The 15,261-nt window shown below is 34.4% G+C and carries 9 protein-coding genes; 4 read left to right on the top strand and 5 right to left on the bottom strand.

All coding sequences use genetic code 11. The features are described from left to right. Positions 1-311: 311 nt before the first annotated feature. The 3 genes from ACECE_RS32665 to ACECE_RS0218600 all read left to right on the top strand — a co-directional run bounded on the left by ACECE_RS32665 (position 312) and on the right by ACECE_RS0218600 (position 5,107). The gene (locus tag ACECE_RS32665; protein WP_162862588.1) at positions 312-524 is read left to right on the top strand and encodes a hypothetical protein; all 213 of its coding nucleotides are present in this window, start codon (positions 312-314) and stop codon (positions 522-524) included. 456 nt (positions 525-980) lie between these two features. Continuing rightward, positions 981-3,680, top strand: a complete 2,700-nt coding sequence (locus ACECE_RS0218605; RefSeq protein WP_010249977.1) for a putative bifunctional diguanylate cyclase/phosphodiesterase — start codon at positions 981-983, stop codon at positions 3,678-3,680. A gap of 104 nt (positions 3,681-3,784) precedes the next feature. Continuing rightward, positions 3,785-5,107 carry an ABC transporter substrate-binding protein gene (locus ACECE_RS0218600; RefSeq protein ID WP_010249975.1) on the top strand — a complete coding sequence of 441 codons (1,323 nt, stop codon included), beginning with the start codon at positions 3,785-3,787 and terminating at the stop codon, positions 5,105-5,107. Positions 5,108-5,194: 87 nt separating this feature from the next. Here ACECE_RS0218600 and ACECE_RS28100 read toward each other — a convergent pair whose 3' ends face one another. The 5 genes from ACECE_RS28100 to ACECE_RS0218575 form a co-directional block, all read right to left on the bottom strand. Continuing rightward, on the bottom strand, positions 5,195-6,736 hold the full coding sequence (locus ACECE_RS28100) for a serine hydrolase (protein WP_010249973.1): 1,542 nt from the start codon (positions 6,734-6,736) through the stop codon (positions 5,195-5,197). 102 nt (positions 6,737-6,838) lie between these two features. Further along, entirely contained in the window at positions 6,839-9,946 is a 3,108-nt protein-coding gene (locus ACECE_RS28095) for a cyclic peptide export ABC transporter (protein ID WP_010249972.1), read from the bottom strand. Between the two features lie 13 nt (positions 9,947-9,959). Beyond that, complete coding sequence (locus ACECE_RS0218585; RefSeq protein WP_010249970.1) at positions 9,960-11,435, bottom strand: glycosyltransferase; 1,476 nt, start codon at positions 11,433-11,435, stop codon at positions 9,960-9,962. 103 nt (positions 11,436-11,538) lie between these two features. After that, entirely contained in the window at positions 11,539-13,548 is a 2,010-nt protein-coding gene (locus ACECE_RS0218580) for a glycosyltransferase family 2 protein (RefSeq protein ID WP_010249968.1), read from the bottom strand. Between the two features lie 196 nt (positions 13,549-13,744). Beyond that, positions 13,745-14,590, bottom strand: a complete 846-nt coding sequence (locus ACECE_RS0218575; protein WP_010249966.1) for a radical SAM protein — start codon at positions 14,588-14,590, stop codon at positions 13,745-13,747. A 161-nt stretch (positions 14,591-14,751) separates the two neighbouring features. Here ACECE_RS0218575 and ACECE_RS0218570 point away from each other — a divergent pair. Beyond that, on the top strand, positions 14,752-15,261 hold a 510-nt coding region (locus tag ACECE_RS0218570), incomplete at its 3' end, for a transposase (RefSeq protein WP_010249964.1).

Below are 15,261 nucleotides of genomic sequence, written 5' to 3'. Positions count from 1 at the left end.
TCCACATGATAATCTTGATTTAATATCATGGTCACCTCAATTTATTATTAATTTGTTAATAATACTCTTACGGTCTTAACGTGATTTTGAAAAGGCGAGATTATGCTTAGCCGGATAACTTCCTATGAAAGTTGACCTATCTATTGTAGTTCGTCTTTTACTTACCAAACAACCGCTTAATTTTTCTATTATTCGACATTTTAATTCTAACTTATTTTTCCCCTTCTGTCTTTAATGTTTTTATTCTTTCTCGTTTATTCTGACACATTTAAGTTAGAATACCTTCTTTTTTCTTCTGTTTTTATACCAATATGACAAGGGACACTGATGCTTCTACTATGGATATAGAACTATATAAAGCAACTTCTGAATCTCAAGAAGAGTTTATTTATGAATCCAATTTATTAGAATTTGATTCAAATGATTCTTCTAGAAAAATTGGTTTGTCATCCGGAACTTACTACATAAAAATCACTAATCTTACTATGAAATACAGCCAATATAAATTTTCTGTTAATAAATAGATACAAACATGTTAAAAATAGTTAGAAATTAAATTATTACATGAATGAAAAAATAACTTCCGCCTTTTTGCTGAAGCTATTTTTTCATTGTCTTTATAATGTTTTTCAACTATCAAATTTCCTCACATTTATCCTATTTAATTTAACCAGTCAAAATGAAAAATCAAGAAGGAATCTTTTCTACGCACATCGAATAATTATGTTAAGAAAAAAAATTCATTAGCGCTAATTTAGCCTATCATTGAGTAATCGACACTTAGTTGCTACAACTCATGCAAATCTTACTAATATTTTGGCAGGCATATGAATGATATAATCACAGAGTATTGTGTATATAATTAATTATCAATTCTTCATCGTTCCAGCTTAAACAAAAAATACATTTTATTGCATCCATGTCATATGATCAAGATTTTTTAAAGGTACAAATTTATGTAAAACTCACGGGGGCAAGATTTGTTTAATTTTAGTAGAATTATCAATAAAATCTTTATTAAAAAATTAATAATGTTTATTCTGTTGACTTTTTTGGCGTTTTTAGGAAGAATTGCTGGCATACATATAATTTTTGAGATAGATTATATGATAAGCAGTATCTTTTTTCTATTGATTTTAAAGGTTTATGGATCAAAGGGAGCTTTATTTGCTGTTGCAGCAGTTAACGGCTTGGAATATGCGTTTTTTAATCATGGAGTACAGCCTATATTAAGCTTTATGGAAGTTGCATTCGTATGTTTGATTTATGATAGAAAGAAAAAGTTTTTGGTGGTTTGGGATGTATTATATTGGATATTTATAGGGAGCATGACTATACTGGCTACGCAATATTCATTAACGGGATTAATAAATAATGAAACATATTCCCTTATTTTCATGTGTGCTGCAAATGGAATATTTAACTCAGTATTGGTAGACATACTTACTTCATATATTCCTTTTGAGAGATTATGTGGATTTGAAAATGTATCTGTTAAGTATCACACAATTGCAACTTATTTAATTTATATAGCTATTACAGGAATATTGGGTCCATTCATAGTATATACAGTTCTTGATGGTAGAAATTACGAAAAAAGAATAGAGATTAATGCTTATGACAGCACCAAAAATACTGTCAATAAAATAATTGAAGAGATATCAAATTGGTCGTATGAAGACTTAAGAGCACTTAATCTCAAATCAATAATACAAATGGGACGTATTGAAGATTTGATAAAAATAAGTACTGCATCAATACCATTAAATATACAAGTAATCGACAAGAATGAGAAGGTTCTTGTTCCTGGTGATTTAGCCGAAGATGAGTTTTATTATAATTTGACAAATGGAGGGAAATTCAGGTACATATCAGAAGGATTTTTCATGTGGCAGCCCGATTTAAAAAGTATATCCGGCCTTTTGTATGATTCAGATGGTGCTCTTTATATGTATGAATCTGAATTTTATAATTATAAAATGGTTGCAATATTACCTATAAAAAATTACAGAGCTGAATATTTTAATACATATTTATCACATGTTCGTGTTATATCATTATTTTTGATATTAATATCCATACTTATATTAGCGATGAACAGAATTGTTCTTCAGTATCTGGGAAGGCTTATGAATGAGAGTACCGGACTTACTGAAAAGCTAAGATCCCAGGAAAAGATTGAATGGCCTGATACCAATATATTTGAGCTTAAAGTTCTTACGTCAAATTTTAAAGTGATGTCTGAGGATTTAACAGGAATGATATCCGATTACCGAAAAATGTATGGAGAATTGGAAAAAAGAACATATCAACTTCTACAATCAGAACAAAAACTTCAGCAATTAGCATATTATGATAATCTAACAGGTCTTCCAAACAGGTCGAATTTTACAAATCATTTAAAACTGATAATTGAAGATAAAAAACAGTCTGAATCGAACAATATTGAAGATACTGCAGTTATAATGATTGACTTGGACAGGTTTAAGCAAGTTAATGATACAATGGGGCATGCTGCTGGAGATTTACTGCTGAATTCGGTTGCTGAAAGGATGAATAAAGCGTTATCAGGTCTTGACAGTAATAATTTTTTTATAGCCCGTTTAGGTGGCGATGAGTTTGTAACTGTACTTAATGGGCTTAATATGAGTGAAATCGAAAGTGTTGCCATATCCTTAATTGATTCGCTGAAGAAACCTTTTTGGCTGGAAGGTAAGGAAGTGTTTATCGGAGGAAGCCTTGGAATAAGTGTGTATCCTTATGATGGTGATGGGATAAGTGATATTATTAAAAACGCAGATATAGCAATGTATTCGGCAAAAGAGCACGGTGGGAATAAGTATTGTTTTTATTCCCAGATCAATAGTTTGGGTATACCGGACAAAATGCGAATTGAGAATGGTATGCACCGGGCACTTAAAAATAATGATTTTGCATTATATTATCAGCCAAAGATTGATGCAAAGTCCGGAATGCTTATAGGTGCAGAGGCATTAATTCGTTGGCATGATCCCGAAAATGGGTTGATATCACCAGATAGATTTATTTCTCTTGCTGAAAAGACAGGACTTATTATACCTATTGGAGAATGGGCATTGCGAGAAGCAGCCAGACAAATGATGGAATGGAAAAGAGCAGGATATGATAAGCTGAGAATATCCGTAAACTGCTCGCCGATTCAGTTTAAAAATAATGACTTGTCTTTATTACTCCAAAATATTATCAATGAAACAGGATTAGATCCTGAATGTCTGGAATTGGAGATAACCGAAGGGTTGAATATTGAAAACAAGGAACTGGTTATTAAGGAGTTGACGAGTATCAGAAATATGGGGTTAAGCATTTCAATTGATGATTTCGGTATGGGATATTCTTCACTGTCAGCACTCAAAGGGCTTCCAATTACAGGGCTAAAGCTGGATAAATTATTTGTTAGCAATATACCTTTTGATAAACATAATGTTGCAGTTATTAAGTCTGTTTTGAGGTTGGCAAAGGATATTAATTTGAAGGTAACTGCCGAAGGAGTTGAGACTATCGAAAGTGTGAACTGTTTAAGAAAAATGGGATGTGACGAACTGCAGGGGTATTTTTTCAGCAAACCTGTTCCTCCTGCGCAGTTTCTCGTATTTCTGGAGGAAAGAAAAAAATCAATATCAATTGATAAGGGATGGTTTTAGAAGGTATTATTTTACTCTTTTATCTCAGCATGTATACCACTTTGTTTGCAGTTACCATTGCGATATGTAATTCCGATAACACTCAAAAAACTGGAGGTAAGAGTATGAGAAAACTGTTTAGGTATATGCTTTTAATGTTAATGGCATCACTGCTTGTATCCTGTAACTCAGTTAAATTTAATGATGCAGAAAACAAACAAGTTGACTTACAACCGCGCAATAGCACTGAACCTATTAATAGTATTGAACCGGCAAAAACTCCCGATGCAAATTCCAGTAATTCTGATAAAATCAGCGTATGGGGGTATTATCAGGATTGGCTGCCATATAAAGATGAGTTTGAGAAAAGTCACCCCGGAAAAACTATAGAATTTCAAACTATAGAGGGAAATGCTGCTGAAAAGTATCTTAGTGCTATTGCATCAGGGACAGCACCGGATGCATTATTATTGTTTAGTGACACAATGGGGCAATTCAATTTTATAGAAGGTCTTGAAAATCTACTGCAGGCTCCCTATAATGCCAATAATGACTTGCATAAATTTGCTGACCATCAGTTAAGCTGGACAATGACATTCGATGATAAAAAGCTCCTGGCACTTCCATTGTATCATAGTCCTTCAGTTTTGTATTACCGTACTGATATTCTTGAGCAGTATGGATTTCCGACTGATCCTGAGGAACTGGGCAATTTTATGGAAGATCCGGAAAAATGGTTTGGAATGGTCAAAGAATTGAAAAAGAATAATAAATGGGTTTTCCAATGGAGTAACGATACAATAAATATGGTTTCATCAGGACAAGGATTTTTTGATAAAGATTTAAATTTTGTACGGAATACTGATAAGTATGAAATTGCACTGGATTTGACAAGACGTATAAAGAATGAAGGACTTGCGATATCAAAAACTATCTGGGATGCAGGTGGTCAAGAGGCGATAAAAAATGGTGAGATAGTAATGGTTCAATTTGGGTGTTGGGGTGAATATCTCCTGAATCAATGGGCTCCGGAGACAAAAGGAAAATGGAAGGTCACAAGGCTACCTTTAGGTGTTTACTCTACAAATGGGTCTCCAGCACTTGCAATTACCAGTCAGAGTAAAAATAAGGAATTAGCTTGGGAATTTGTAAAGTTAGTGGTTCAACGCGAAAGGGAAGATTATGAAAGCAAACTTAATGTTCAGAGCGATTTCCTTGGAGGTCAATACTCTAATAAACTTTACGAAAAGCTACGTGAAAAAACCCCTTTAGTATTTGCTACTCCTATGGATGCAAAGCTTTTTGGTTGGTGGAATGAAAGAATAGAAGATTTTATTGAAAGCAATGAAGGTGATGCGAAAACTGCTTTGGATAATATGGAACAAATCATAAAAAATGATTATGAAAAGGATATCAATTCAATCAAGAGCAGTATTAGTAAAAAATAGAGGATAAAAGGCTATAATATAAGCACCGGGTGTTACCCGGTGCTTTGTCAGGTTGAAAACTTTTTTCGAAACATTTTCTCATTATACTCAAGCCGCAGGTTGAACCGTTTCAGCTTCGGAATCTGTAATCTTTTGTCCCGGAATCTCCATTCCCAACTGGTGCAATACCAACCCTATTACTTGCCCGTTCTCATCCCTTGTGAAAGAAATCTCCGCATCAACAATTCTATAAAAGAACTGAGTTTCTGATTTAGCGAATATTTCATACTTTTCCTGGCCGGTTAATTGAGCATATAAATGGTTTTCTTCCCTTGAAATTGTAAAGTTTATACCAGGTGCAACTTCATATGTACCAGTTAGGCCGTCAAGTATTTCTGTATCTAAAGTTATTGATTTTTTCTCAACAGGTAATTCCACATCCTGTCCAAGCAGTATAGAGTTTAAATCATTCTTGATGTCGTATATCCCTGAACCAGCTGTACTGTTGTTACTTAGAATTATAATACTTGTATCCCTATCCACGAATCTCGAAATTATAGAACTGAAACCAGGTACAGACCCATCATGATAGATTTCTTTATCAGCTCCATCTCCGACAATAACCCATCCATATCCATAGTAATTATCAGGTGCAATTTCAACATGGGGAGTGAAAATCAGATCCATAGTATTTTTGCTGACCAATTTATCGGAATTTAAAGCCTTGTCCCAACGATTAATATCTTCAACCGTTGAATACAAATACCCTGCACCGAATAAACCATTCAAAGCAAACGAATCATCTATGGGGACAATGTCTAAAAAGCCGTCATATGCAACAGTTTTTATCATCTTTTTGTCATTTTTGTAACACACCCCGGTGTCCTTCATTTTAAGTGGCTTAAAAATGTTTTTTTCCATATACTTCTCAAGGCTATTTCCTGTTATATTCTCTACAATATAGCCAAGCAATACATATCCTGAATTGCTGTAATTCCAGCTCTCCCCAGGGTTAAAATCGAGAGGTTTGTCCTTTATCATACTAATTATACTATCCAAATTAAGATCTTTTTTATCCATAGTCCAAAATTCAGGCAACATGGTGTAATTTGTTATACCTGAAGTGTGAGTAAGCAACTGATGGATTGTAATTTCTTCTCCCCTAGCAAAATCGGTTATATATTTTGAAAGCTTATCGTCAAGATTTAGCTTTCCATTTTCATAAAGCTGCAAAATAGCCATGGCTGTGAACTGCTTTGTCATAGATGCTATTGCAAATCGAGTATTCGGCATGTTTGGTATATTATTCTCATAGTCCGCCATTCCATAACCATTTGCCAGAATCACTCTGCCATCTTTTTTTACAAGAACGGAACCGTGAAAGTTTCTATAATCAGCACAAGCATTCAAGTATTCCTCAAGATTTCTTTTGATTTCCAAGTCATCTTTTGATATATGCTTTTTACACCGTAAATCAGCCAACTTGCGTTCAGCATCAATTTTTGCGTTATTTTCTAGCCTTCTACTATCTGAGACATAATTTTTAGTGTTTCTATTACCTTTATCATCCATTCCGGAAGCAAAAGCGTTTACTGAAACACTAAATACCATGAGGCAAACAATCAAAATCGAAGATACTTTTCTTAACATATACATCACCCTTTCTCAAAATTGTAATTTACGACATTTTCTAGATTATAATGCTAGTGTTTATATAATTCAAGAATAATTAACAAAAATTAATATTTGCAATCATCCAAGGGCAAAAACACAGCTATCCTTCTGTTCCGCATCCTTGTTTACGCTTTGTTCTATAACTGTTCCAAATTCCATCTTAATAACTTTATCTGCTGTATTGAAATACCTGTCATCATGAGTTATGGCAATCACAATTTTGCCCTGTTCTTTTAAAGCCGGGAGCAGTGACATGTAAAAAAACTTTCTGAATTCCGGATCCTGGTCTGCTGCCCACTCATCCAAAAGAATTATGGGGCGGTCTTCAAGATAAGATATCATAAGCCCCAGCCTTTTTCTTTGCCCGGTAGAAAGTTTTACCGTGCTTAATTCTCCATCGGTTATCTCAATTTTGTCTTCAATCCGGAGCAATTTTAAGTACCTGGCGATATCCCCATCCTTTTCTTTATAATCAATACCATACAGCTTTTCAAAAAGATAATAGTCGCTGAAAACCGCAGAAAAATACTGGCTTAAATTTTCTGGCAATATTTTTGTCCCGTTAATGGAAAGTTCTCCATTATCCGGACAATATAAACCGGTAATTAGTTTAGCTAGCGTAGATTTTCCGCTTCCATTTCCTCCGGTAATAAAAGTAATTTCACCCGACCTAAATGTACTGTTGACGGGCCCAACTTTAAATGACTCCCCGCTTTCACTTTTGTAGCTATAGGAAACATCTTTCAATTCTAATGTTATAGGATTTTTAACCCCTTTTTGATCTTTTGTATCTTCCATAATATGTTCGAATTCATTAACTTCATTAAGCAGCCCTTGAATTCGTCCTAAGCTTGTTCTCACCTGTATCACGCTTGGAATCATGTTTAAAATCACATGTACCGGTCCTACAAGATAAAAGAAAGCGAATACATAAGTTTGCAGCTCTTTACTGTCAATATCTTTAAATATCACTGGGAAACCAAATGCTATAACACCTATTACAAACGTAAACATAAGCTCCCCTATAACATATACATTGGCAAACTTGAGGTCGAATAACACTCTTGAATCTCTATAAACTTTAGAATTTCTGTCTACATCCTCAATGAAATCTTTTTGTTTTTCGGTATTCAGGCTTAATTCCTTAAATCCTCCTATAAGATTATATATAAATTTGAAAAATGTATTTTGGAGATCCCTTGTTTTTTCCCAAAGTCTGTCAGCTGAGCGTCCCGCCACATAATAGCAGGTTGCTGCAGCCAAGCTCACACCCAAAACCAGAAAAAGTCCATAGAGGCTAATGGTACCCATGTATACAACTACACAGAGTGAAGTTGCAATCCCGGTAATTCCGCTTATTGCAAGATTTATAAAATTACTTACCACCTCTGTATCATTATTTAACACTGCCTGAACTCTACCCTGTTCAATGGCCTCTATCTTGTAGAAGTAGGTTTTCAAAAGTTTGTTCATTATCTCCATACGCTTTTTATATATAATATTGGACGTTGTCTTTATAAGACTTACCCTAACCAAGCGCTGTCCACATACATAAATGACCATGCCCATTAAAAATGCTATAAAAAAACTAAACCTTGCATTACCGTTTACTCCAAAAGATTGATTGATTACAAATATTATAAGTGCATTACCAAAACCGCTGGCAATACTTAAAACAATATTAGGAAAAATATCGCTGCTATCAGGGTTTGGAAAGAGTCGGTTAAATATTAAATACAAAAGAAATACTGCAACTGCAACCAATGCAAACAACGATGCCGCTATAAAACTGCCAGACAGCCATACACTTATATCATTCCAATCACCATACCCAAGAACTATATTTGGTATCGCACGAAAACAGACTGTTAATCCCACTGCAAAAAACAGGTATAAAACCAGTTCAGATATGAAACCCGGGTTTAGTCCGATAAAAGAACGATGCTTTCTTCTTATATCTCTTATAAGTAAAATAAAAAACAATAAAGTTAGTACGATAAAAATACCCGCAGCACAAATAACCAACACCGACAAAAAGTCAAGCTGTTTTAGTAGATCCCCGGCAAACGCGGCCGGAGTCTTACCCATTACTACATCTATTATTCCCCACCCTATATTCTGAACATCAGAGCTGTTGATATTTGCGAACACAGCAATTCCCAGCTTTTCTTCAGGACTAAATGCCATAAATGAAGTGTAATTTGGCAGCGTACCCGAATTGAAAAGCCAATTTTTCCTCCCTTGAACAGTACTCCAGCCCATAGTCCTGAAACTACCTTGAGAGTTTCCGCTGTATATTTCGGGAGCATGTCCAGTTTCAAAAATCTGCTCATCTTCCTTGATATTTGCCCTAAGCCACTTTGCGGCATCATCGGTACTTGTAATCATCCCCTCTGTTCTTAACTCTCCAATTAATTTAGGAGCATCATATCTAACTGGATGCATGTACTCAGTTTTGTAACCTTTTGCAAGTTCGGACTTAGAATATGAATCTTCAGCTAAAAATGTGTTTTTCAACTGAAACACCCCAAATACCTGTTCCTTCATAAAACTGTCATATGCTTGATTTGACACCTTTTCAATAAGTTGTTCCAAAATTATGTAGTCAAGAGCTGAATAGGAGTATTTCTCTCCCGGCGTAAAATCCAGTTTAAGTCCTTCGAAAAGCTTTTTAATTTCTGTTTTTCCTTCGGCTTTACCTGAATTTGCACCCTTTCGTGGTTCTGGCAAGCCTCCAGTATGGTGAAGAAGCTGCTCGACAGTAACATCTTTAATTCTTTCATCTGCAAAAGTAGAGTTAAGCCATGGCAGGTATTTAACAACAGCATCGGATAAATTAAGCTTTTCTTGCTCTACCAGCTTTAAAACGCCTGATGCTGTATATGATTCTCCGTTCATACCTAACGGAAATAACATATTTTCAGAAAATTTTTGGCTGCTTTTTACATCATTAAATCCAAAATCACCCTCATATACTGTCTGCTCGCCTTTTACAACAATCACAGCCATTCCGGGAATTCCTGCTGTTTTCATGCGTTCTTCAATAAACTGTTCAAGTTTAGCAGCCTGTGTCTTTTCAGTTTCATTTGATACTTTAGTGTTTTGCCCATAGAATACTTCAGTATTTATCCCGATGAGCGCCATAACTAAAATCAAAACAATCCAACTCTTTTTTATATTTTTCATAGTATTTTACCTTTCATATTTTTTGGAGAACCCCTGATTTACTTTCGTGGATATCTTTTTCATCAAAAATTGTTGGCTTTTGTGCTACAAACATATATCTTTTGTCAGAAGCTCCGAATTCAAGATAATTCTTGCGGGCCTGGCTAAGTGAAACCTCATTTGCACCGCCGTCATAATTAGGATTTATAACCTGATCAATATCATTCTGCCAAAAACATATTTTGCAGATTTCTTCATCATCCCTGTCATTTACAAAAGTTTTATAACCACAGCAGGGACACATGTATTTTTTGCTCACAGATTCTTCCCTCAAATAATTGCGCAGTGGTCCGGGTATCAAAAATCTAAAAACAGACAAACCGGCACATGCCATATTGGAAAGCACTCTGTTATTTATATTAATTTTTCCGTTCTCAATATAATAAGACATTCCTGCAAGTTTTGAAAGACGTTTGTTATAATTGTATCCAATAGGGAAAAATACGAAATACGCAGCTTTGAACAATGGGGATTTTGACAGTTTTTTGTTTAGGTACTCACTATCCTTTTCATAGCACAAATTTAGGTTATTGCAATAACCTGCTACAGCCTGCCCTAAGCGTGTTCTCAAAAGTAATTTCTTAATTCTGTTTTTGAACTTAAGATCTGAAGGTGTAAAATCCATCCACGGACTTAATGCCGTATACTTTAAGTATTCCTTCTTCATTGGATGGAGATTCATATAATGCCAAGGTTTTGACGGCTCTGAATAGTGAATAATTGCGGGGTTATGAACAGCTTCCAGCAAGTCCTCCCTTATTACCCATTTCTTCTTATAAAACAACTGCAAAGTAGCCTGCTGGTTCCATTTAGGATGTAAAAGCTTCCAATTGTCGCATAAAACAGCATTCAAGGCGTCCTGATCGGGAAGCTTTACATCATTGTGATGAGTTAAAAGGTAGTTTCTAGTTCGATCGGGTATGTTGTGGTTACGCCATAGAGTCATATTAATTACCATAACTCCGGCATTAAAATACTTTGATCTGCGCTTTATACCAAGGCTTCTTTTATGTTGAATCCCATACAATCCGTCATTTTCCAAGCCTACATCCTCAACAGCTGCCATGTAATACCCTGAAACATCCGTTTTCCAGAGTTCTGCAATATCACCTTTTATAATCATGTCACAGTCAAGAAAAACAATTTTTTCTACTGAAGGATCAAAAAGGTCTGTTACAAAAATTCTGAAAAACGTTGCCTGTCCAAAATAGGACATCACATTAAACGATTGATACCGCTCAGGGCTGAGCTGCAAAAAGTGCATTTTCAAGCCGTATTTTCCAACAATAGATGCTAAGATTTCTTTATTTTTATCTGTTATACCTCCATCAATCACAAAAAACTCCAGACTCTCCCGTGATGCCGTATTCATTAAGAGTGATATCAGCATGATTCCAAGATGCTGAACATATCGATCATCGGATGATGTAACAATTTTAATAGTTTCCATTAAAAAGATCTCCCCCCTAGTATCTAAATAAATATGTATTTGTTAGGGAATGTAAAGACTGAGATTTTACAAAGTACTAGTCCTTCATTCTTCTTATTTGTTCTCATTTTTTAGAATAAACAAAGTTCAAATATTTCCTGGAAACCTTAATAAAACCTGATTGAAGCAGATCGTTTACGTTTTCCAATCTTTTTGCAGATGATGAATAGAAATTAATATTTTCATTGTCCTTCAAAACTTTATGGTATTCTTCATGTTCGCACCTTCCAAAAAAATCATAATCATTCTTACTGCTGTTAAGACGCTCCTTAAATGAAGAAGTAAACTTGTAATGCTTTATCACACAGCTTACATCTGCAATGTAGGCTTTATTGCAATAATGTGGATCAGTTACAGGTTCTATTTTTCCGTCCATAAACATCAAAGGGTGCTTAATAAGAACATATCTGTTTGATTCACTTCCGAAATGTTTAAGCCGGATGCCCCCAAAGTAGTACTTCATTGACCTATCAGCTAAATTATTATAGTTGCAGAAGTTATTATTTTGAGCAAAATAGTTTGCCTTCTTAATTTTAGTTAGATCATAATAAACATATCTTTCTTTCCACCCGCTGTCTTTTTCGCTGTTATTGAAATCCAGCATTGCAGGAAACATATCCAGCATATATGAAATCACGGCAGTATACCTGTTAAAGTTCAAATACTCTAAAAAGCTTTTAATAGAAATTCTGTCTGAATAAGGATAGTCCCATAATTCATCAACATCCACACAAAGGCACCAGCTATCTCTTATAAGGTTTTGTATAACCGTCCTTCTAATCTCATTTTCATAATATTTGTGTGGAATTTCGGTACCAAATACGGTCACATTGTGTTTATCCCTTAGAAATTCAACAGTACCGTCTGTAGAGCCATTGTCAACAAATATGAAATGCCTGACTCCAAGATTATTGTAATGCTCCAAAAAATCAGGAAGGTACTCCATTCCATTCTTCACCAGACAAAACACTGCAACCTCGTTCTTCGAATGCTGCAACACAGTTTTCCCGAACAAGTGCTTAATGTCCCTACAAAATACTGTAGCCTTTCTATCTGTTTCCAATTCTGAAGATATGCCTTTTGTCTCTGTTTCCATTGTATTCATATACTTTCGAAAACTTATATCTTTTGTTTCCTGCATAAGAAGACATAGAAACCTGTCCTTAATATTCTGAAGACTGTAGTACTCAACTTTATGAGAAGCTGTTTTCCTTATATATTCGCATATTTCCCTATCGCCTGCCAACCATCTGTAAATAAGCCCATATCCTTTAAGGGATTTATATGTGCTATAAATCATAGGAAAGCATCTCCTTGAGGCATCTACTAAGCTGTTTCCTATATAAATACTTCCGACTGCCGCCGCATAAATAGGCCATTTGCCATAATTTCTATAAGCATATGGTCCAATGACGACATCCCCTTCAGACAGTGCCCTGCAAAGCTCCTCTTCACTCCGGCATTGCACAAAATCTATTTTACTTTTACTCAATTTTTCAACAGTTTTTTTCTCTGCCAATGAATAAAAAACGACTCTAAGTCTGGCACCTGATTTTTCTGCAATACGTTTAAGATTTGACAGGTTTTTAAGTTTGCTTTTATATAATACATTTATAATATTCTTCTTTTCTTTTTGTTCATATTCTTTAAGTCTATCAATATCAGCAGGATAAGGAAGCTCATATACAAGTTTTCCGATGAGTTTCTCCAGTTCACAGCAAATGGAATACTCCGTAGCAAATACAAAATCCGCTTTATCCAAAGCTTCTTTCACTCTAGTCATATCTTCAAAGTGCCTCTTCCAATATATAGGTGGATAATCCATTGACACAACAAGCTTTGTCTGCGACTTTTCTCCGATTTTACTGCGTATCGAATGAATCAAAGTGAAATGCGAAGCCGTTAGGCGAACATGAATAACATCATAATCACAATCCTTTAATACCGGTAATATTTCTTCCGCACCTAAACGCTCTCCGTGAAAAACATTGACCCATTGATAAAAACCCACTGCCTCCATATTTATCTTATTTAATTCATCTTGACTGTTGTCGGTTATTATGCAGTACTTCAATGAAATCTCTCCCTTTTGCAAAATCAATAATCATTGGTAATTTATCTAAGCTTATTGTTTATACCCACCAAATACAGTATCAATGTAGATCCTAATAAAAACTCCGGGACTTCGAGTCCCTCCGTTTTTGCCTCTTTCACTTCGTTCGAAAGAGGCTTAATAAAACTCTACGATAGATTTAATAAACCTTTATGAATTAACTCATCGCAAATTGTCTTTCCTTTTGTAAACTTTCATTATATTCAAAATGATTTATGCATGTGCCACAGTTTGCCTCAGAAAAACTCTTCGAATTCTCATCTCCTGTTATAAATGTAAATTTACTCCCTGCACAATCACATTTAATTTCTTTCACATTAATGCCATCTTTCATAATTCTATAAACATAACCATTTTTATAAAAATCACATGTAAAGTTTCTTTTGTTATTATCAAATATGTATTTCCATCTTCTGAAGTATTCTTCTGACGGGATAAAACTAGCTTTTACTAACTTGTCATAATCTAAATATCTATTTAGGGGAGTATTTGCAAATCTGCAAGGGAAAATATGTAATGCTCCTTTAAAGCCTTTATCTTTAAGATATAAAATAAATGAATTCATTTCAAATACTGACTGTTCATTGAAAACACATTGAATATCTGCATTTGTTGAAAATATGTTATTTAGAATATTTTCTATTCTCTGTAAGTCCAGTTTTCTATATTTGTTCATTTTGACTGTGTGCCCATCTAGAGATATGCTCCACTTAAATAAAGAGGCAATTTTTACATCTACTGTTTTTACTCCATTTGATAATATATGAATCTCGTATCCATCCTCTTCAACTTTACTGCCAAGATACGATAGAATTTCAGGATACAGTGTAATTTCTCCAATGCATTCAACTTTATATATACATTTTGGACCATTCTTTTTGAATATTTCTTCCATGTGTTTAATCATTTTATCTGTATCTATTTTTACCCTATAGTCTACAAAACAATAATCACAAGATAAATTACAGTTGCCTTCGAATTCAATTTTTATGTATTTATTCATAATTTTACTCCCCCTTGTATAATTATTTTTTAGTTATTTGCGAAATGCTATAACGCTTGAATTTACTGCATTTCAAATTGATATTTTTATTGTTTTCCCCCTCTGCTTCTAGTAAAATATAGGTATCTAATCCAATTTTAAACAAGAGAAAGAGAAAACAAATGGTAAAACTTTATAAACAAATTTCTTTTGCTGACACATTCGAAGAATGTAAAGATGTTTTTCAAAATAATAAGCCAAAATTTCTTAAGCTACTCTCACAACATCTTGATTTATCTTCGCTTATACCACAGGATTTTTATTGGTCTTACCACAAAACTCTAGGGAGAGACCGTAAATATTCACTCTCTTCAATGCTTTCAGCATTAGTTCTGCAGAAAATTCTTGGCATTCCTACAGTTTCGCTACTCATTATTTTTCTTAATTTATGCCATGAAGCCCGTGAATTCTGTGGCCTTCCAGACGTCCCTCATAACTCTCAGTTTACACGGTTCAAACAAGATTTCGTTATTTACCTGGAAAACTTCTTTAACCACCTTGTAGATATTACAGAACCTATTTGCCAGGAAATTAACACTACTCTTGCATCCACTATCGCTTATGATACTTCAGGGATTGAAACCTTTGTAACTGAGAATAACCCAAAGTTCATAAATTCTATCATAAAAAAA

Origin of the sequence: Acetivibrio cellulolyticus CD2, assembly GCF_000179595.2 — a bacterium.
GTDB lineage: Bacteria > Bacillota > Clostridia > Acetivibrionales > Acetivibrionaceae > Acetivibrio > Acetivibrio cellulolyticus.
Note: the sequence above shows the minus strand (reverse complement) of the source record. Positions and strands in the feature narration are given on the sequence as shown.